The sequence below is a fragment of the uncultured Senegalimassilia sp. genome (genome assembly GCF_934632265.1).
Classification (GTDB): Bacteria; Actinomycetota; Coriobacteriia; order Coriobacteriales; family Eggerthellaceae; genus Senegalimassilia.
Window position 1 is genome coordinate 19212 of the sequence record NZ_CAKTYH010000007.1, and the last position, 20470, is coordinate 39681.

The window sequence follows — 20470 nt, forward strand, 5'->3', positions numbered from 1 at the left end:
CCCCCGGAACGGTTGCCGATCGCTGGGCCGGCGATGGCGCTTCGAAGCGGTTACCGGATGCCGGATGGGGAAAGGCGTCCGCTTTTTGCGATGGGCGGAAGCGCTCCGGAACGCTCGCCGATTGCTAGGTTAGGGACGCTCCGAAGCGGACGCCTCGCGGCCGACACCCCGTCAAAGCCTGGTGATAACGCGGTCTGCGAGGCCCGCTTCGACGGCTTCCTCCGCTTCGAAATAGGTGTCGGAGGCCGTAAGCTCGAAGACGCGTTCAATCGACATGCCGCTGTGACGCGCGATGACGCCGGCCGTGATGTCGCGGATGCGCATGAGGTCGTCGGCCCGGGCTTTCACGGAAAGCGCGCTGCCGCCGGCACCGGCGCCGATGAGCGGGTCGTGGATCATGACGCGGCTGTGCGGCAGGATCTCCCGCTCGTCGCCGGCGATGAACAGCAGCGCTCCCATGCTTGCCGCCATGCCAAGGCAAACGGTGCGGATGGGGCAGCTCACAGCTTGCATGACGTCGTAAAGCGCCAGGCCGGATTGGACTTCGCCGCCCGGACTGTTGATGTAAAGCGTGATGGGCGCCGTGGGATTTTGACGCTGCAGATGGAGCAGGCCGCGGATAATGACGGCGCAGGATTCGGCATCCACCGAGGTCATAAGCTCGAGTTCGCGTTGGTCGAGCATCTTGTCGCGGATGTCGAGGCGGTTGAGGCCTTCTGCGGTTTCGCGGATGATCTGAGGTTGATAGACGAATGCATATTCGCTCATGACGAGCTCCTTCCGAGGGTGAGACATGACAACCTAGGACGCAATAGGGAAGGCGCAAATCGGCAGCAAGCTAGCATGAGCCACCGCGCGCAAGACGTCGTTTATCAGGTTGTGTGGGAAAATCCGATGCACGGCAGCTGCATCGGCAACTCCTATAGGCGCAAGGCTTATCTGCCAGGAGACGGGTCTCGCGACCCTCGGGTACTTAAGACAGTAGCACGCGTCAAAGCAGCACGCAAGTGGGGAAATGAGAAAAGTTTCGAGGCTTGGGGACCGTGCCCGGCGTTCGCCCCCGCACTTGGCGCGCTCTCACTGCAACGCCTGTGAACCTTCCTCTCCCCGTACTCCGAAAGCGGGGGTAAAACAAGACTGCAATCGTTGAGCGGAATGGGGTAGGCTGGCACCTGAGAACTGAAGCAGGCCCGCTGCTGCGGTACCGGTCGGTTCTCGTCACAAATCCCACGTGATGCGTCGTTGGACGCGGGGATGGGACGCATATTCGACCGAACGATCACTCGCCCAGTTGAACGCCAAGGTTGTATTGGAGCCGCCCTTCGGGGCTGCAACCTTGCCGATCATGAACAGGCGAAGCTGCATTGGAGCCGCCCGCAAGGGCTGTAGCTGCGTCTTTTCGAATCCGGGCTGGGGTTGATCATCTCGTTCATAGGGGTTTGCGATACCCCTTTCTCGGTCTGCGCAATGATTCGGGGGAATCTTGCGCTGCTCAGCTTGATCTGAACTGCGCCGCGTCGCTCAAACGTGGGGAAATCCTATATCACCTGCTGCGTTTTCGCAGTTCTCTTTCCTAAGGAGAATGTCATGGCTATTTCCACCGAGATCGTCGGGAAGACCTTTGGCCCGTTCGTGCGCGACTACACCTTCAAGGACCTTGAGATTTGCGCGCTTGGTTGCGGCGCCGGCTGGGACGGCCGCGTGGACCTGGAGTACGTCAACGAGGGTGACGCCAAGAACCCTGACCTGAAGGTTCTGCCCATCTTCGCCGTGCCGCTGACCGTTAACGAGGAGATGACCACCACCCTCGACTACGGCTTCGACTACTCCGGCTCGCTGCACTACGGTATCGACGTGCATTTCCATGCGCCGTTCAAGATGAACGACCACATCGAGACGTTCGTCACCCAGGAGGCCATCTGGGATCGCGGCGAGGGTCGCGGCTCGCTGTCCAAGCAGGTCGGCAAGTCGTATTCCGCCGACGGCACCCATCTGTGCACAGTCGACACCTACGACTGCTGCATCTACGACGGCGGTTGGGGCGGCGAGCAGCCGCCGAGGGACTCTGTGGAGTACCCCGACCGCGAGCCCGATTTCACGTACGAGGAAACCTACGGCTACAACTGGCCGCTGGTGTATCGCCTGATGGGCGACTGGCATCAGCAGCACATCGACTGGTCCTACACCGAGCAGACCGGCCTTGAGCGCCCGATCGCGCACGGCGTCAGCAGCGCCGGCGTGGCCATGCGCCACGTCATCTCCCTGCTGTTCCCGGGCCACCCCGAGGCGATGACGCGCTTCAAGTGCCGCTTCACCTCCCCGGTGCTGCCGGGCGTGCGCCTGCGCACCATCGTGTGGAAGACCGCCGAGGGCGAGGCGAAGTTCCGCATGGTCAACGCCGACGCGCCTGACTCCAAGCCGTTCCTGAACCACGGCATCGTCGAGTGGGATCCCGCTCGCGCCTAGCGGTTGTGCGCCGCAGCCGCGCGGCTGGAGGCTGAGCGGCCGATGGTCGGGCGGCCGGTTGGGCCAGCGCGAGCCGGTGGTGAAGAGGCTTCGCTCGAGTCGGCAGCGGGTTGAATTCGGCTACGGCTTGCGAATATCGGTCGCGAGCTGAGTATGCCCGGGACCGGGTTTCGACCGCGAACGAAATATGAGTTGCAACGTGTGGCAGGGACGCATCCCTGCCACACGTGTTTTTGCCCGACGTTTTACCGGTAGCGCCAGGGTGTGTTATCGCGTCTGGTGCCAGCGCGCCCGTGCGTTCCTATCTTCTAATGCAAATGTCGGGCTATCGGGCGGCATCAATCCTGCCGATGAGAGAATTCGCCCATGAAATAGCGTTGCTGACGTTGAGGATCAGGTCGCCGCTTGGCAACTGGTCGGCGTAAGCGGTTTCCCATTCCGCACCTCCCGCAATAGTGGGAGGCCATGCTTGCATCTTGCGGTAGGCGAACAGCCTCATGCAGGTTTCGCGCACGTCGGAGTAATCGCCTTCGTACGCCTCGTCGAGTAGCTGCAAATCGATGAGGTCGTGAGCCCGCATGCTGCCGGGTGCGCTTGCGGCGTGCAGCTTCTGGGCGATTTGGTGTTGAAGCGCCATGACGGGAATCGGACCGAGCGGCGGAAACCCTAGGCATTCGAGGACGGCGTTGGCGTCTTCGGGCGAAACGAAGTCGGGCTCGTCTGCATCTCCGATCTCGTTGTGGCCTACTTCCAGGTCGACGGTCATCCAGGGCTTGCCGTTGTACGACAGCTTCACCGAGAAGGGCTGCATCACATATTGCGGGGGAACGCCTTTGGGATGCGCCTGCCTCCCTTCGATCAGCGCGCCCGTGAAACCCTCCCATCCGGCCGCTAAAGAGCTGGCGAGCTGCTCGGAGAAGTCGTCCATGGCCGAGGCCCGCGCGACGTCGAGGTCGGTCGTGAAGCGCGTAGCCCCATCGCCCAGGCGCATCTTGATGGCGCTACCTCCCTTGACGGAACCGTCCGGCAGCATTTGGGCGACGATCGCGTTCGCCACAATCGCTCGCTTGGCGACGAGATTCGGCTTCCCGACGAGCCTTTCGAGCGCGACGTCGAGATTTCTCCTGCTGTTAGGCCGTTTTGCTGGCATCTGCGCCCTCCAGTTCCTTCTTCAATGAATGAAATTCTTGCTTGCTTACGAGACCTTGCCTTTTGGCGGTTTCAGCTGCTGCCAGAAGGCGTTCCGGCGGCGTCTTGCCTTTGCATGCGAGGATAGCGTCGTATGCGCTTTGGCACGGGATGCCGTCGTATATCGCTCCCGGCTCGATTCCGTCCACCCATTCCACCTTAAGGCTCTCCGGTAGCGCGCGGCGGCAGCGGCGGGGAGTTGCCACGAACGTGCGGGTGGGGTTTGTGGGGGCCAGGCCGAGCATGGCGATGACGGATTCGCCGTAGAGCACGGCGCCGGGCCCGACGGACATGACCGCCCAGGCATACACGTCGTTTTGCTCGGGGACCCACTGCGTGAGCTGGTAAAGGCCGTGGCCGACCTTCGTCACGCGCCCGCGCTTGGCGTATTGCACGAGCTCGTTGTTGGTGATGCCCGCTTCGCGAGCCTGGGCGGAGGTGATCAGGCCGTGGTTGTCGGCCGCGATGTCGAATATGTCTTCGTATTTCGTCATGGCAGAAGTATAACGAAAACATAATACCTTTGACAACAACTGACTGTCGGAGAGGGAAGGAAGTCGTCCGCAGAACGCGTGCTTCCGCCTGAGCGCCTCTGTTCCGGTACGAGTGCCAGGGAAGCTTTTGCCGCAATCGTGCCCCAAATTGCGAGTTTTCCGAATGTTGAATGTAGTTGACTGCATGACGATTCGCGCTTGGTGCAATGGATGAAGCGTTCGTTGCATTTTGCGAGCGAAATCGAGCGGGAAGCGGCTCCTCGGTCGCCAGTGAATTCGGAAAACTCGCAATCTGTGACACGAAACGCCGAAAACGTTCCTGGGCTTCGGTTTTCGCAGCAGGGTTAGCTCGGTTGTACAATGGGCGCGTTCTCGATATCGCTTGATGGAAGCGCGCGGAAGGATTTCGCTATGGAAACGGACAACGCCAGGGGCACCGTCATGGGTGTCGCTAAGGGTAACGTTACGGGCACCGGTATCGGTACGGGCGGCGTCGTGGACGCTGTTGCGGGCAACGCTACGGACGATGCTACGGGCAACGCTGCGGGCAACGCCACGGCCGCCACCACGGACACCGCTACGGACATGAAGCAGGCTATGCGGCAGCGCCATACTGTGCGGAAGTTCACGTCCGAGCCGCTTCCGGCTGAGCTGATCTCGCGGCTCAACGACCGCGTTCGCGCAAACAACGAGCGTTTCGGACTGTCGATCTCGCTGAAGGTGGGCGACGAGTCGGCGCTGCCTGGCGCGCTCAAGCTGTTCTTCGCCAAGGGCGTGCGCAACTATTTCGTGCTGGCTGGCAGCGACAGGCCCGGGCTTGACGAGGACCTTGGCTACGCAAGCGCCGATTTGATGCTTTTTGCGCAGACGCTCGGGCTGAACACGTGGTGGATCGGCGGCACGTTCAGCCGCAAAAACGTTGAGCAGGCGGTGCCGGGGAAGAAGGTCATCGGCATCGTCGTCGTGGGCTTCGGCGCCACGCCGGGCGTCGCGCACAAAAGCAAGACGGCGCCCGAGGCCAGCTCGTACGAGGGCCCGGAGCCGCAGTGGTTCGCGGACGGCGTGCAGGTGGCGCTTCTCGCCCCGACGGCGCTCAACAAGCAGTGCTTCCGAATCGTCGGCGCAGGCAACAAGGTTTCCATCAGCGAAAACGGCGGCGCGTTCAGCGGTGCGGACATCGGCATCGTGAAATACCACTTCGAGCTAGGTGCCGGCAAAGCGTTCGAGTGGGCATAGCGTTCTCGTTCCTTCTCTTCCAATCCCTTTCCGCGCTCAGTCCATGACGGTTGACGCTTTGGGGACGTAGGACTAACTGTCCAGTTTTGGGCGGACGAGCTGGCGTTCTCCGTATGCGCCCCTGTCACTCGCCTTATTTGCATAGACTTCGCTCTCCTTTTTTCCCCGTGCATGGTCCCCCTGTGTGACTTTCCCATGCTTGGGAAGCTTTTGCCGCTATCGTGCCCCGAATCGCGAGTTTTCCGAATGGTGAACGCGGTTGACTGTGTGGTGCTTCGCGTTTAGTGCAGCATTCTCATCGTTCGTTACATTGAGCGGGAAAGATTGGGTGGGAAATGGCTTCCCGATCGTCGTCAAATTCGGAAAACTCGCGATTCGTGACACGAAACGCCGAAAACGTTCCTGCCCTTCGGCCTTTTCGCCGCTCTTTTCCTCCTAGTAATGCCTTTTTGCGTGGCTGCACAATTGCAGCGCGCTGCACGATGTAGGCGGCCTCGCTTTCCCGCCGCTAAGTTTGCGGGGTCGAGCAATGGGTGCGTTTCCGATATCGTTCGGGGAAAAGTTGCGCATGCTTTCGCCCTTCCATTCTTCTGATCCTTTTCGTGCTCAATCCCTGACGGTTAGTGCTACGTCCCCGAAGTGTCTGGGGTGGGGACGGGTGGCTTTTGTGCTTCGCGTTTCCCCTGGTCAGGTGATGGTTCGTATATGCGTACCTAGTTGTTTTGACGGGTTTTGGGGATGATGCAGGGTGGATTGGAAGTTTGTGCGCGCTGCGTCGGGGGCCTGTCGCCGCTGCCGGGCGCGCTGACGGGAAGGAGCGCGGAATGGGAGCGGAAAGGCGTGGCAGGGTCGGTGACATTCGTGCCGATGCGAACCCTGGGAAGGGTGCTCGGCGTGCTTGCAAATCGACGAAACGCGTGACCCCGCAACGGATGCAGGCGGGGGAGCCGCCGCGACCTTGCAATCGAATCGGTGGTTGCGATTCGCAGACGGCCGCTTCGGAAATGCCGCAAAAGCGCGCACGTGCGTCGCGTTCGGGTGAGCGCCCTTGGCGGGCGGCTTGGCGTCGCGGGACGGCGGTGGCGCTGTCGTGCGTTTTGGCGGCGGGCTTGGTGCCCGTGGCAAGTTTTGCGCAGGGCTCGGAAACCGTCGCCGCGGCGCGTGAGAACTTGCGGGCGAACGCTTACGATGCGGCTGGTAACGCGGTTGGCGCCGGCGGCGGTGGTGCGGGTGGTGCCGGAAACGCTGGCGATGCGGCTAACGGTTATGCGGCAGACGGCGCGGGTGGTGCTGCCGATGCGGGCTACGCTGCTGTCGACTCTGCCGACGGCGGGATGCTCGTCGTAGGTTCGGAGGTCGTGGCAGGTGGCGAAGGATCCGCCGACGCGGCGGGCGCTCAGGGTTCGCAAAACGGTCAAAGCCTACAGGGTGCGCAAGCTGCTGCCGGCGTGTCGTCGTCGGCTGCTGGCGGCATCGCTGGCGATTCCGGAAACGCTAGCGGCGACACCGCCGGCAATGCCGCCGGGGATGTCAGCGACTCCGAAGCCGCCGACGACTCTTCGGCCGACCCCGACGCCGACAACCCCGGCCCCGCTCCTGACTACGACGGCACCGAGGCCGCCTATGTGTACGACGAGTACTACGGCGAATACCTCTTGGCAACCGCCAAGGGCGTCACCGGCGACAAGGTCGACGGCGACGTCGGATACGTTGCCGACAAGGCAACGCCCGCGCAGGTCTGGCTGACGCTGGACGAGGAAACGAACGAGCTGGCCGTGCACCACGTCGACGCCGGCGCGGTCGCGTTCGAGGTCCCGGCAACCGTCGACGGCCGCCCCATCGCCACCGTCGGCGGCTGCGGCTCGTCGAACCTGACCTCGGTCACGTTCCCCGCCGACTCCCGCGTCACGCGCCTGAGCTGGGGCGCGTTCTCCGGGTCGCAGCTGCAGTCCATCGCGCTGCCCAGCAGCCTGGAGACGCTTGGCGAGGGCGTGTTCCAGGACTGCAAAAAGCTGCAAACGGTGGAGTGGCCGAAGAACAACGACATGCTCAAAACCATCCCCGCCGAGATGTTCGCCGGCTGCTCCATGCTCGATGACGGCGTGGTGGCCGGCATCCCCGCAAGCGTGGAGACCATCGACTACCGCGCCTTCGCAAGTTGCTCCCCTGACATCTACGTGTCAGGCGAGACGCCCGAGCCGTTCACCGAGGTCAACGTGCCCGGCACCGTCAAAACCGTCGAGCGCAACGCCTTCGAAGGCTGCAGCCATGTCCGCTCCGTCACCATCGGCGACGGCGTGCAAACCATCGGCAACCGCGCCTTCGCCAGCATGCCGCTCATGGCGGGCGCGGAAGTGGTGCTGCCCGCAAGCGTGCGTACCGTGGGCCAGGACGCGTTCGATAACACGCAGATCGTCTCGAGACCTCAGGGCACCGAGTGGAAGCGCAACGCCGTGACGCTGCGCGTCCTCAACCCCGACTTCGAGCTGGTCGAATACGAGTACGGCGGCACGCTGGAGATCGACGGCAAAAAGTACGAGAACCCGTTCTCCCTGGGGCAGACCGTCGTGGCGTTCGCAAAGAACTCGGCGGGTCAGCCGTCGTGGATCAAGCGCGCAGCCGACGCGGTGGCGGGCCAGGAAGACGAGCACAACCCGGGCAAGCCCGCCTATACGTTCCAGTGGATGGAGGAATCGTCCCAGGTCACGGGCAAGGTTCCCGCAGGTGCGCAGGTGACGCTGTTTCAGAACGGCACTGCCACTACGGCGAAGGTGTCCGCGGACGGCACGTTTACCGTCGAGGCGCTGTCGAACACGCCGGCCACGCTGCAGGTGAGCCTGGAGGGCTGCTACGACCAGGTGCTCACGCGCGCGGCCGAGGCCATGGCCGGCACGTGGGACGTCGGCGAGCTCAAAACCGAATCGTTTGAGAAGCTGCCCGCGCAGCGCCTGATGAACGTGAACCTGCGCAAGCAGGTGGGCACCGGAGACGACGGCGCGCCCGCATGGGAAACCGTGCTCTCCGATAGCGGCCTGGCCTTCGAGCTGCTCCAGGGCGATCGCGTGCTGCGCGAGGGCGAAGACGCCGACTACGTGCGCCAGGGCCTGAGCGTGCTGCTCTCGCAGGAGGTGGCGGATGCGGCGAAGGAGCTCACGCTTGCCGTGACGCCCGACGATTCGCTGGCGCTCGGCGCGGGCGAGGGCCGGGCCATGCCCGCCGACGGCGCGTTCGACGTGGATCTGCGCGCGTGGGGTGGCATGAAGGTGACCACGAAGTCGGCGTTCTCCGGAAGCAACGACGTGATGGTGTTCCGCAACGGCGCATGTGTGGCCACGGGCCTGTCCGATTCCGCAGGTGAGCTGCCGTTTTCGCTCGACAGCCTGAAGGCGGGCGAATACACGGTGATCGCCGTCAGCCACACGAGCGTCGATCTGCGGGTTTCCACGCTGGCCGCCTTCGATCGGCTGAAGCTTGAGGAAGGCGTGCAATATGCCCGCGCCGACGTGCAGGTCGAGGACGGCGCGCAGACGCAGGTGGCGCTTGACGTGCCCGTGTTCGACGCGTCGGCGTACCTGACGCAGTGCGGCGTCATGAGGCAAAGCGGCGTGGTGGCCGATCGCAGCGCCATCGTGGCGGGCGTGGAAGCCCAGGTCAGGGTCAGTTTCAACCTTGATCAGGAGCGCGATGCCGTGCTGCAGCTGGAGATGCCCGAGGGCGACTTCTCCGACATAACCATCGGCGGGAACATCGGCGACGAATCCAGGCAGCTGCCCTTCACGCGCAACGGCGACGTCGTGTCGGTGGACCTGGGCCGCGCGCAGACCGGCGACCTGTTCGTGCGCTTCGCCGCGCATCGAGCGGGCGCGTGCACGGTGAACGCGACGCTTAAGCTCGGCGACGCCGTGCTGCCGCTGGGCGCCGCGGACATGAGCGTGTACGACGCCGGCATCGAGCTGCCGTCTTCCCAGGTCACAGCCATTTCGGGCAACAAAGCCACGGTGTGCGCGGCGCCGGATTCCCGCGTGGAGCTGGAGGTCGGCGGCAAGCGCTTCGCCGGCACGTGCAACAAGCTGGGCCGCGCCTCGATCGACTACGACGTCCCCGACAACCTGGTGCCGGGCCAGCGCGTCATGCTGCAGGCCTACCTTTCGGGCGCGCAGCAGCCGGCCGCCACGGCCTACGTCACGCACACGGGCGGCGCGTCCATCGAGCGCTTCGACGTGGTGACGCGCGGCGAAACGCAGCGGCTCATCGACAACGGCAAGGAAACGAACACGTTCAGCTACACGCTGCACCACGAGCGCAGCAAGAAGAACGCCTACTGGACGTTCGCCATCACGCTTGATGCGCGCGGCGCCCAGCTCGATGACGAGTTCAGCCTGTACGTGGACTGCATCGACGGCCGCACGGTGACCATTCCCATGAAGAAGTGCGCGACCGACGGCGACCGCGTGCGCTTCGTGGGCGAATACGTCGACCAGGCGTACCTGGACCTGCTGGCCGAGGATGCGGCGGCGGGTATAACCGGCCAGGTATGGCTCGGCGACATGAAAGGCCTGTTCATCCCCTCGTCCTACGGCGTGAGCAACTCGCTGCTCTCGGGCATGGCAACGGTGGACGCGAACGTGGTGGTGAAGAACATCGCGGAGCAAAGCACCCAGAAGGTCGACCAGATCAACGCGGTGCTGGTGGGCGACCTGACCGATCGCGACCAGTACGAGCAGCAGCAAAACGACTCGTTCCGCAACGATCTGCTGGACGCCGCGGCCGACGACCAGGAGCTGACGGCGAGCCTGACCGATGTGATGAACGAGCTGGGCGACAGCCACGGCTATCTGACGGGCACGGCGGCCGATGAGCGAAACACGTTCTGGTACCAGGTGCTGCACGGCGACGGCGTGCTGGAATCCGAGTGGTTCGCCGAGCTGTTCGGCGCCCGCTACGATGACCCCGAGGTGCAGGAGGGCGTGGACACCCTGCGCGACCTGGTGGTTTCGCAGCACAACGACTTCGAGAAGTACCGCCAGGCCGTGGGCGAGGACATGGGCGTGGGCGACCTTTCCCAGTACAACGACTGGGATGAGGTGTTCATCGCCTCCATCCAGAACAACGTCGACGGCGTCACCGTGAGCGACTTCGACGGCGACACCGCCGGCTTCACGGAGACGATCAACCAGGGCGGATACCGCGTGCGCACGCGCATGAGCGACGACGGCACGGGATTCAAGGCCATCGTCAACCTGCCCAGCGGCGCCGTGAAAACGCTTCAGGCGGACTTCGAGGACGCGGCGAAGAGCAACATAAAGCTGGCCACGATGCTGGATTCGGTGAACCTGGCCACGGACTTCGACAAGCAATGGGCGAACCTGGCGTTTTGGACCATGAACACCAAGCCCGTGTTCAAGGCGCTGAAGACGTTCACAACGCCCCAGCTCAGAGGCCATGTCGGCGCATTTTTGCAGTACCAGGACACGTACCGCATGCCGTGGAAGTGGGCGAAGAACGTGCCGGTGTACTCGGGCGCCATCGCCTCGATCGGGCTGGGGACCAGCTACATCGGCGCGAAGGATGCGCTGAGCAACGCCGAGGACACCGAGGTCCGCCTGGCGGAGATGCGCGGCGAGGTGGAGCACATCGAGATGCTGATCCGCTGGTACTCCGGCAAGAGCAACATCGCGAACCTGAAGGAGTGCCTCGAGGCGCTGCAAAACGAGCTGTTCTATGCGAAACGCCTGGTGTCGCTGCTCGAGCAGCAGCGTGCCAACGAGTACGCGGACGCCGCTATGGGCGTGGTGATGGGCGGCATCGGCGCCGGCGCGACGCTGTTTTGCCCGCCTGCCGGCGCGGTCCTGGTGTCGGGGATGTCCTACGGCTACGACGTGTCGTCGTCGGTGGTGAACTCCGACCGCGCGAAGAACCTGTCCTGGGCGCAGCGCATGTACCAGCGCGCCGTGGCCGAGCGCATGGAGAAGTGCCAGCCGGTTGAGGAGGAGATCGACCGCCAGCGCGACAAGCGTGGCAAGGAGCTGCGCGAGATCAAGGCGCGGCTGGGCATCGACCCTTCGGGTTACGTGTTCGAGGCGGTGAAGTCCAACCGGCTTGAGGACGTGACGGCCGAGGTGTGGCACAGCGCGTCGGCTGACGGCGCGGGCGCGGTGCCGTGGGACGCGGAGTCCTACGAGCAGGTCAACCCGCTGCCGACCGACGGCGACGGCGTGTTCGGCTGGTACACGCCGGTGGGTTTCTACCAGGTGCGATTCACGAAGGCCGGCTACGAGGAGGCGCGCACGGAATGGATGGCGGTGCCCCCGGTTCGCACGGGGCTTGAAATCGGGCTGCGCACCACCGAGAAACCGCAGGTGGAAAGCGTGCGGGCCTACACCGATTGCGTGGAGCTGACGTTCTTGCAGTACATGGACGCCACCGACGCGTCGCTGGCCGAGCTGACGGCGAACGGGCTGGGCGAGGGTTGCACGCTCGAGTGGGTCGGCTCCGAGGAGGGTGCCGACGGCCGTCAGGTTGCCAAGGCGCTGCGCATAAAGCCGGCGAAGGCGCTTGAGGCCGGGTCGACCGTGGAGCTTTCCTTGGCCGGCGCGGTGAACTACGCAGGCATGGCGATGGACGGCTGGAACAGCGGCCAGCTTACGGTCGGTGCGCGCGCGGCGGAGCTGAAGCTGAACGTGGAGCAAGGGTATTCCCTGGTCACGGGCCAGTCGTGCGAGGTTTCGGCTTACGTGCGCGACGCCTCCGGGCAGCCGCTGGCCGGGCAGCTGGTGAACGCGAGCGTGGGAAGCACGGTGGTGGCCGGCCTTGGCGGCGGGGCCGAGATGGCAAGCGCCGTGACCGATGCAGATGGGCAGTCGGCGAACGCTGGCGCGGCGAGCGCGGCGGCTGCCGGGGTGAGCGACGGACTGGGGACGGCAAGCGCCGTGACCGACGCGGACGGCGTTGCGCGCTTCACCCTGTCGGGCGAGGCGCCGGGCATGACCGACCTGACGGTGGCGGTGGCCGACTCGCTGCTGGCTAAGACGGTCGACGTGCGCGTGGCCGACGAGCAGACGCGACCGGTCCGCCCGACGGCGCAGCTGGGCGAGACAAGCTTCGGGGCCGGCTCCCCGAAGGAGAACTTCGCCACGGTGAATAAGGGCGCTCAACTGGTGCTTTCCGCCGAGGAAGGTACCACGGTGTACTTCACCACCGACGACACGTGCCCCTGCGTCGACGGTGGCTCGCGCACGGAATACACGGGCCCGATGACGGTGAACGAGAACACGCGCTTCCGCATCGCCGCATTCAAGGAGGGCCTGGAGAATGAATACTCCGAGCGCCTGAACATCACCGTAACGGTGACGGAAGGCGATGAACCGGGCGGGGAGCCTGGTGGTAGCGAACCGGGTAGCGAACCCGGCGAACCCGGCGGTGGCGAGCCCGGCGGCGGCGAACCGGGTGGTGGCGACGAGCCCGGCGGCCCGGGTGGCGAGCCTGGTAGCGGCGACGGCCCGCAAGGACCGGGCGGCGCTGAGTCGGGCGACGAGCCTGGCGGTCAGCCCAGTGGTGGTAGCGGCACCGGCGGCGGAAGCGGAACTGGCGGAGCCGGGACCGGCGAAGGCGCAGGCGGCGGAACCGGAACCGGCGACGGTGCGGGCGCCGGCACTGGGACCGGCGACAACGGCGGTAACAACGGTGTTGACGGTAATGCTGCCGGCAACGGCGATCAGCCGGCGCCGAGCAGCCCGCAAGGCGACAAGCCCGCAACGGCAACCAGCGCAGCAACCGGCGACACGCAGCGCGCAATCATGCCCCTCGCACTAGCCGCCGCAGCAGCCGCAGCCATGGCGGCAGCAGTGTTCGCCCGCAAGCGCCAAAGCACGCCTCGCGGCAAACATCGCAAGTAAATAGAACGCGCACACAGCGCACAAACAGCGGCGGGCCTGCTCCCTAGCAGGCCCGTCGCCACGTTTCGCCAGCTGGACATTTTGGTTCGCTCGCCCGGACGCTTTGGGGACGTAGCGCTAAGTGTCCGGGTTTGCTTTTGCGTGCGGCGTGCCCAGCGCATGATTCGGCGTACCCGAAGGAAGCATTTGGCGGGATCACGGCACAGATTGCGAGTTTTCCGAATTTCAGTACGGTTGGTTGCAGACGTTCTTCGCGTTCGATACCGAAAACGCCGCGGTCGTTACCTTCGGCCTAGGAAAACGCCGCTTGCGCGGCTCATTTGCGGCGCGCAGATTCGGAAAACTCGCAATCTGTGCCACGAACAGCCTGCTAGCGTCTTTCGCGGGAGCGATCCCGGTAGTCCCCCGGCGTGCAGCCGAAGTGCTTCTCGAAGGCTTTGTAGAAGTTGCTGGGGTTGGCGTAGCCTAGCTGCTGCGAGATCTTGTCGACGGCGGTTTCGGTTCCTTGCAGCAGCACGGAAGCGCGTTGCATGCGCTGCTCGGACACCACTTGCGTGAACGTCTTGCCCAGGTTCTTTTTGAACAGCGTGGACAGATAGTTCGGGTGGTAGCCGAACCGTGCGGCAAGATCTGCTAGGCTTACCTGTCCGACGTTGCGCGCCAGGTATGCCAGCATCTGCGCGCATTCGCCTTTCGGCGCTGCCGTATCGTGTTCGCGCGCGTATTGGCGCGAAGCGTACTCGATCAGCAGCAGCGCGTAGCTTTTCAGCAGCTCTTGCGTGTCCGGTTGCTCGTGCGCATATTCGCAGATCATGAAGCCGAGCAGCTCGGCTATGGGGAAGTCCACGCCTGGGTGCAGGATGGCGAATTGCTCGGCGGTGGGATCGTGCAGCGGCTCGACGAAGAAATCCAGAAGCGGGCTGCCCGCGGCCAAAGGCATGAACGATTCGTAGAACGTTTCCTTTCGGATGAGCACGCCTACGATGGTCACCTCCCGATGCGCATTTCCTCGCAGCGCGTAACCCGTGAACGGCTGCCCGAGATGCAGCTCGCCTTCCCGGATGGTGACCAGGTTGTCGCGTTGGTAGCTGAGGGTGTCGTATTCGCCTTCCCATGCATAATTGAAAAAGAAGAAATCGTGGCGGTGGAATGTTTCGTGTAGCTGCCCGCCCTTGAACACGCAAACCATGATTTCCTCATCATCGCGCCCGTACCAGGGGAAATAGGTTTCGCCGGGCAAATAAGGCACCGGCTCGTAGCGCATGTCGTACTCGCCGAAGCGCTTTGCCAGGATATCCATCGAGGTTTGCAGATAGCTGTTTCGCTCCTGCAAGAAGCGATCGCCGTCAAAGCGCTTTCCCGTGTGCTCGCACATGTTGTGCCCCCCTTGAACCTGAGAAAAAGCCATGAAATACCTAACATTCTATCAAACCCTGAATGACCTGGGAATACTACGAAATGCCATGATTTCGCCAATGTTGCAGCACTGATTCCTCTTGCCGTTGCAGGCTATCCTTCCCCCCGGCTTTGCAAGAGGAAGCGAGGCCGTGTGCGGCGCGTTTGCGCTGTGCGCGGCGGGCGCAGCGTAAGCGCGCTCAGCAAGATGAAGGGGGAACGATGACGATTTCAACGAACGTGACGCGCAGGTCGTTTCTGAAAACGGCCGGGGCTTGCGCCGGCGTGGCGGCTGGAAGCGGCGTACTGGCAAGCGCTGCCCCGCTGGCCGAGGCGGCCGACGCCGCGCAGGCGACCGGCGATGTGCGCGAGGTTTTGTGCGCATGCACGGGCAACTGCGACAACGACATGTGCCCGGTGTGGGTGACGGTCAAGGACGGCGAGGCGGTGAACATCCGCCGCTTCTATTACGACGACGACCGCAACGAGATCCACCACCAGCAGCACAACTGCCTGCGCTGCTACGACAACCTGGAGCGCATGTACTCCGACCAGCGCATCAAAACGCCGCTGCGCCGCACCGGCGAGCGCGGCTCGGGGCAGTTCGAGGCCATCAGCTGGGACGAGGCCATCAAGGAGATCTGCGACAACTTCAAGCGCATCGCCGATGAGTGGGGTCCGGAGAGCATCTACTTCTTCTACAGCAGCGGTTTCAACAACGACAAGACCGTGCAGTATTCGCGCCGTCTGTGCAACTACATGCACGCCACGGCCAACGGGGCGAACCTGGACATCAACGGCCAGTTCACGCTGCCGCAGCGCGTGGGCAAGACGAAGTACGTCATGCGCGGCGACGATTACCGCCGTATGCGCAGCGCGAAGAACGTGTTCTTGTGGGGCACCAACCCGGCCGAATCGATGATGGTGAGCTACCACAACATCACGAAGGCGCAGGAAAACGGCGCCACCATCGTGTGCATCGACCCCATCTACACCCTGACGGCGCAGCATGCCGACAAGTGGATCCCCGTGCGCCCGGGCTCCGACGGCTTGCTTGCCATGGCTATGCTGCAGATCATCATGCGCGACGGCAAGATCGACGAGACGTACCTGCGTGAGAAGACGGTGGCGCCGTTTCTGGTGAAGGCCTCCGACGGCCATTTCCTGCGCAAAAGCGACTTGGGCCAGGCGCAGGCCGGCGCGGACGACGACGCCATCCTGGTGATGGAAGGCGGCGCGCCCGTGGAGGCCGACGCTTCGAAGGTAGCGGCCCTGGAAGGCTCCTTCACCGTTGAGGGTCACGAGGTGACCACGGCGTACAGCCTGCTGCGCGAGCGCATCGACGCGATTGACCTTGACGACGCGGCGGAGAAGACCGACGTTTCCCTTGCCGATATCGAGTGGCTGGCCGCGACGTACGCTGACGGCCCCAGCTGGATGCAGCCCGGCTTCGGCGTGGACCACTACGCGAACGGCTACACGTTCTACGAGGTGCTCATCGCCATGGCGGCGGCGACCGGCAACATGACCAAGGAGGGCGCTGGCATCACCATCACCGACTCCGAGATCGACGCGCTGTGCTTCCACCTGGAGGATCTGCCGCGCGACGACGACGGCAACGACGTGACCGAGGTGCCCGGCAAGATCTACGAGATCTGGAAGAACAAGGGCATCCCAGGCATGTACGAGCATCCGGTCAAGGCGCTGTATCCCATCGGCGCGAACATCGTGCACAACACCACCGAGCGCGGCAAGACCATCGAGATGCTGCGCGACCTCGAGTTCGTGGTGACGCAGGACTTCGAGATGACCGAAACGTGCATGTGGGCCGACATCGTGCTGCCGGCGTGCTTCCACTTCGAGCGCGAGATGATCGGCGTGAACGGCTCGGACTACCTGCGCTATACCGAGCGCGCGATCGACCCGCAGTTCGAGAGCAAAAACGACATCGACATCTGGAACCTCATCGCCGAGGGCATGGGCTTGGGCGAGCACTTCGGCTACAGCCTGGATGACCTGTTCCGCATCGGCCTTGACAACGACGAGGCGCGGCAGTTCGGCATCACGCTCGACGCGCTGAAGGAAAACCGCGTGATGTTCGCCAACCCCGACCCCATCTACAAGCTGGGCGAGAAGCCTTTCGCCACGGCGACGGGCCGCATCGAGTTCTACCAGGAAGACCTCAAGCCGCAGGCCGACTGGCATCAGCCCGACTGGGACTGGCGCCACGAGACGCTGCCGTACTGGGAGCCCCCGCGCGAGGCGTGGCCGGAAAACGAGCTGTTCAAGAAGTACCCGATCGTGTTCTTGAGCCCGCACAACCGTTGGCGCGTGCACAGCATGCACAGCCATGTGCCCACGACGCTCGAGCTGTATCCCGAGCCGGTGGTGCAGATGAACCCCGATGATGCGGCGTCGCGCGGCATCGCGGAAGGCGACACGGTGCGCATCTTCAACGACCGCGGCTACGTGGTGGTGAAGGCCGTTATGGACAGCGGCGTGCGCCCGGGAGCGTGCGTCATGAACCACGGGTGGGACTGGGATCAGATGATCGAGGGCCACTACCAGGATCTGACGGACAACTACTGCAAGGATTACGCCTGCAACAACAACTATTTCGACGTGCTGTGCGAGATCGAGAAGGCATAAAGGGGGAGTCGTGCGATACGGAATGGTCATCGATTTGAAGCGTTGCTTCGGCTGCATGACGTGCGTGACGTCGTGCAAAATGGCGAACAACGGGTCGAAAAACGTGTTCTACAACCGCGTGCTGACGCGCCCGGGCCTGTCCGACGAGGACCTGGCCGACGATGCCGCCATCGACACGGCGCGCGGGAGCTACCCTGACGGGCTCAAGCGCGTGCAGATCCCGCTGGCGTGCCAGCATTGCGCCAACCCCGCGTGCGAGACCGTGTGCCCCACGCGTGCCACCAGCAAGGACGCCGAAACCGGCATCGTGTCGGTGGACCCCGACCGATGCATCGGCTGCGGCAGCTGCATGCTGGCGTGCCCGTACCACGGCGTGCGCACGATGCTGCAGAAGGAGCCGGCCAACAACCTGGGATTCGACTGCGGCGAGGCCGACGCGCCCGAGCATCAGGGCCGCGTGGTGGAGAAGTGCACCATGTGCGCCAACCGCGTGGCGCGCGGCGAGAAGCCCAAGTGCGTGGAGGCGTGCATCGGCTACGCGCGTTTCTTCGGCGATCTGGACGACCCGAACTCCGAGGTGTCGCAGCTGATCGCGAAGAACAAGACCGTGCAGCTGATGGAAAGCGCGGGTACGCGTCCATCCGTGTACTACATCGCGTAGGCGCTTGGTGAAGAGGTAGAAAGGGTTCGACATGATTTCGGAATTCTCGCTTTTCGTGTTCACGACGTTGGCCGGTGCGGCGGCTGGCGGATACGCGGTGCGCGCGGTGTTCCCGCTCGACGCGCAGCGTCGTCGGCCGTGGCTGTTCGCGTGCGTGTGCTTGGCCCTGCTGGCGATCAGCGGCGTGGCGCTGCTGGTGCACCTGGGGCGTCCCGAGCGCGTGCTGCTGGCGTTTTGCAACTTGGGCGCCGGCATTGCCCAGGAGGGTGTGGCGACGCTGCTGTTCGGTGCGGCGGTCGTTGCCGACCTGGTGTTTTGCGCGGTACGTGGCGCATCGCCGCGCTGGCTTGACGCGGTGGCCGGCGTGCTGGGGCTGGTGCTCGCCTGCGTGATGGGCTTGGCGTACGTGGCCAACGTGGGCACGCCGGCGTGGACGGGCGCGGGCACGGTGCCGCTGTTCCTGCTGGGCGATATGCTCATGGGCGCGGGCCTGTGCGCCGTGTTCAACGCCCGGGCACTTGAGGCCAAAGCGTTCGTGTGGGGCTTGGCGGCTGTGGCGGTGCTTGCGGCCGTGACGATGGCTGTGGTTGCGGCGCACTTCGCCGGCCTGGGCTTTTCGGCGGTGCCGTTCATCGTGGGAGCGATCGCGGCGATCGGCGCCGCGGCGATCGCGCTTATTGCCGCGCGTGGCGGCAAAGCGTGGGAGCCTTGGGCGCTTTGCCGCCTGCGCCGTCGTGGGCGTGGCGGTTGCCCGGTGGGCGTTCTACGCCGCAGCGGTGCTGTAAACGGTTGCGTGCAAGCGCGGTGCTGGGAAACCAGCGCCGCGCTTTGCGCGTTTCTTGCGCGCAGCAGGGTGTGACGGGGGCGTGCGCTTCGCCGCGTTGGCGTGGTAGGGTCCGGCAACCCCATGCGACGGGGGTCGGGTGCTTCGCCGCGTGCGTTTTGCGCGCCGGCGCGCTCGTGGGTTTGCCGTGTGCGCTGGCTCGCCCGACTCTGCCGCAGCCTTGTCGCTTTGCCGCATGCGTTGGAGCGTATGATATTAGTTGAGAACGTCAGTGCATTCGAAAGGGTTGATGATGGCCGTGGATATGACTGAAATGGAAAAGCTGCAGGCGGGGCTTCCGTATCGTTATGACGACCCCGAGCTGGTGACGATGAAGGACACGGCCAGTTTAGGCTGTGCCCGTTTGGCGGCGGTGGATCCGCTCGATGCGGCGGGGCGTGAGGCCGCCGCGCGCGAACTGTTGGGCGAAGCTGGCCCTGAACTGGACATTCAGCCGGGATTTCACTGCGACAACGGCAAGAACATCCGCGTTGGGAAGCGCTTCACGGCTAACTTCAACGTAACCATCCTGGATGGCGCGCCCGTGACGTTCGGCGACTACTGCATGGTGGGGCCGGGCACGCTCATCGCGACCACGGGCCATCCCATGGACCCGCAAGGGCGCAGGGAGCGCCTTGCCATCAGCAAGCCGGTCACCGTAGGCGACGACGTGTGGATCGGCGGCAACTGCACCATCGTGGGCGGTGTGACCATCGGCAGCAACGTGGTGGTTGCCGGTGGCGCCGTGGTCACGCACGACGTGCCCGACAACTGCGTGGTGGCCGGCGTCCCCGCGCGTGTGGTGAAGCGTTTGGAAGCGCAAGAGTAGCAGGGGCGGTTACGACGACGCCAGCGGACGTCGGGCGCCGCCCCGCTAGCTCACGCACACCACGTGCAGGGTGTCGCCGTCCACGGTGAAGGCCACGTCAAGGCCCGCGTATGCCAGATGGTAGACGCGGGTCGGTTCGTGTTTGCTGCCGGCGCGGCGCGGGTCCTGGCGCAGCACCTCCGTCAGGCCGGGCAGCTTGCCGGCGGGCACTTCGGCCTGCAGCTGCTCGGGAAAGTCAACGTCAAGCTCGTGCCAGGGCGCGTCTTCGATCCACCCGCCGCACGCGTCGGGATGGCAGTCGGCGAAGGGGATGTAGGGCTTGATGTCGTAGATGGGCGTGCCGTCCATCAGGTCGGCTCCCGCGACGACGATCTCCGTGCCCTCCACGGCCAGGATGCGCACCGATGAGAGGCCCAGGCCGTTGGGGCGGTAGGGCGACCGCGTGGCAAAGACGCCCATCCGCTCGTTGCCCCCCAGCCGTGGCGGACGCACCGTGGGCTGGAAGGTGGCGGACTGGTGGCGGTTGGCCGAGAAGCCCCAGAGGAGCCAAAGGTAGTCGAAGTCGTCGAGGCCACGCAGCGACTCGCTGTCGGCGTAGGCGTCGAGGAGGACGATGCGGCCCTGCAGGTCTTCGACGAGCCCGCTCTGCCGGGGCACGCCAAACTTGCTCTTGAAGGGCGATCGGAAGACGGCTATCGGATGGATTTCCATGTGGATGATCGTGGGGATGGGGGAAACTACTCGTTGCCGATGGCTTCCACCTTGGGGGCGGCGACGGACGGCGACGGGGCGGAGGACGGCGTGGTGGAGGCGGCGTCGTCGCCGCTGCTGGCC

12 protein-coding genes are annotated in these 20470 nt (G+C 64.5%); 7 read left to right on the forward strand and 5 right to left on the reverse strand.

Annotated elements, in window-relative coordinates; translation table 11 throughout:
• Positions 1–171: 171 nt before the first annotated feature.
• The gene (locus tag Q0H50_RS01365) at positions 172–768 is read right to left on the reverse strand and encodes a ClpP family protease (protein WP_294418492.1); all 597 of its coding nucleotides are present in this window, start codon (positions 766–768) and stop codon (positions 172–174) included.
• 819 nt (positions 769–1587) lie between these two features.
• On the opposite strand from Q0H50_RS01365, the gene Q0H50_RS01370 reads away from it, so the two are divergent.
• Positions 1588–2466, forward strand: coding sequence for a MaoC/PaaZ C-terminal domain-containing protein (locus tag Q0H50_RS01370; RefSeq protein ID WP_276668507.1), 879 nt, complete (start codon positions 1588–1590; stop codon positions 2464–2466).
• A 325-nt stretch (positions 2467–2791) separates the two neighbouring features.
• Here Q0H50_RS01370 and Q0H50_RS01375 read toward each other — a convergent pair whose 3' ends face one another.
• Complete coding sequence (locus Q0H50_RS01375) at positions 2792–3523, reverse strand: nucleotidyl transferase AbiEii/AbiGii toxin family protein (protein WP_294418494.1); 732 nt, start codon at positions 3521–3523, stop codon at positions 2792–2794.
• A 73-nt stretch (positions 3524–3596) separates the two neighbouring features.
• Positions 3597–4148: a type IV toxin-antitoxin system AbiEi family antitoxin domain-containing protein gene (locus tag Q0H50_RS01380; protein WP_294418497.1), complete on the reverse strand. Its 552-nt coding sequence runs from the start codon at positions 4146–4148 to the stop codon at positions 3597–3599.
• A 411-nt stretch (positions 4149–4559) separates the two neighbouring features.
• Between Q0H50_RS01380 and Q0H50_RS01385 the strand changes: the two genes are divergently transcribed.
• Both Q0H50_RS01385 and Q0H50_RS01390 read left to right on the forward strand, forming a co-directional pair.
• The gene (locus Q0H50_RS01385) at positions 4560–5384 is read left to right on the forward strand and encodes a nitroreductase family protein (protein WP_294418502.1); all 825 of its coding nucleotides are present in this window, start codon (positions 4560–4562) and stop codon (positions 5382–5384) included.
• Between the two features lie 1079 nt (positions 5385–6463).
• Entirely contained in the window at positions 6464–13279 is a 6816-nt protein-coding gene (locus Q0H50_RS01390; RefSeq protein ID WP_294418504.1) for a leucine-rich repeat protein, read from the forward strand.
• A gap of 370 nt (positions 13280–13649) precedes the next feature.
• On the opposite strand, the gene Q0H50_RS01395 is transcribed toward Q0H50_RS01390, so the two are convergent.
• Complete coding sequence (locus tag Q0H50_RS01395) at positions 13650–14654, reverse strand: AraC family transcriptional regulator (RefSeq protein ID WP_294418506.1); 1005 nt, start codon at positions 14652–14654, stop codon at positions 13650–13652.
• Positions 14655–14896: 242 nt separating this feature from the next.
• On the opposite strand from Q0H50_RS01395, the gene Q0H50_RS01400 reads away from it, so the two are divergent.
• The 4 genes from Q0H50_RS01400 to Q0H50_RS01415 all read left to right on the forward strand — a co-directional run bounded on the left by Q0H50_RS01400 (position 14897) and on the right by Q0H50_RS01415 (position 19636).
• Entirely contained in the window at positions 14897–17323 is a 2427-nt protein-coding gene (locus Q0H50_RS01400) for a molybdopterin-dependent oxidoreductase (protein WP_294418508.1), read from the forward strand.
• Between the two features lie 10 nt (positions 17324–17333).
• Positions 17334–17984, forward strand: a complete 651-nt coding sequence (locus Q0H50_RS01405; RefSeq protein WP_294418509.1) for a 4Fe-4S dicluster domain-containing protein — start codon at positions 17334–17336, stop codon at positions 17982–17984.
• Positions 17985–18015: 31 nt separating this feature from the next.
• Positions 18016–18843, forward strand: a complete 828-nt coding sequence (locus Q0H50_RS01410) for a DmsC/YnfH family molybdoenzyme membrane anchor subunit (protein WP_294418510.1) — start codon at positions 18016–18018, stop codon at positions 18841–18843.
• Positions 18844–19072: 229 nt separating this feature from the next.
• Positions 19073–19636 carry a sugar O-acetyltransferase gene (locus Q0H50_RS01415; RefSeq protein WP_294418511.1) on the forward strand — a complete coding sequence of 188 codons (564 nt, stop codon included), beginning with the start codon at positions 19073–19075 and terminating at the stop codon, positions 19634–19636.
• A gap of 45 nt (positions 19637–19681) precedes the next feature.
• Here Q0H50_RS01415 and tsaA read toward each other — a convergent pair whose 3' ends face one another.
• Positions 19682–20347 (reverse strand): tRNA (N6-threonylcarbamoyladenosine(37)-N6)-methyltransferase TrmO, encoded by a 666-nt coding sequence (gene tsaA / locus Q0H50_RS01420; RefSeq protein ID WP_294418513.1) that lies wholly within the window; start codon positions 20345–20347, stop codon positions 19682–19684.
• Positions 20348–20470: the final 123 nt, after the last annotated feature.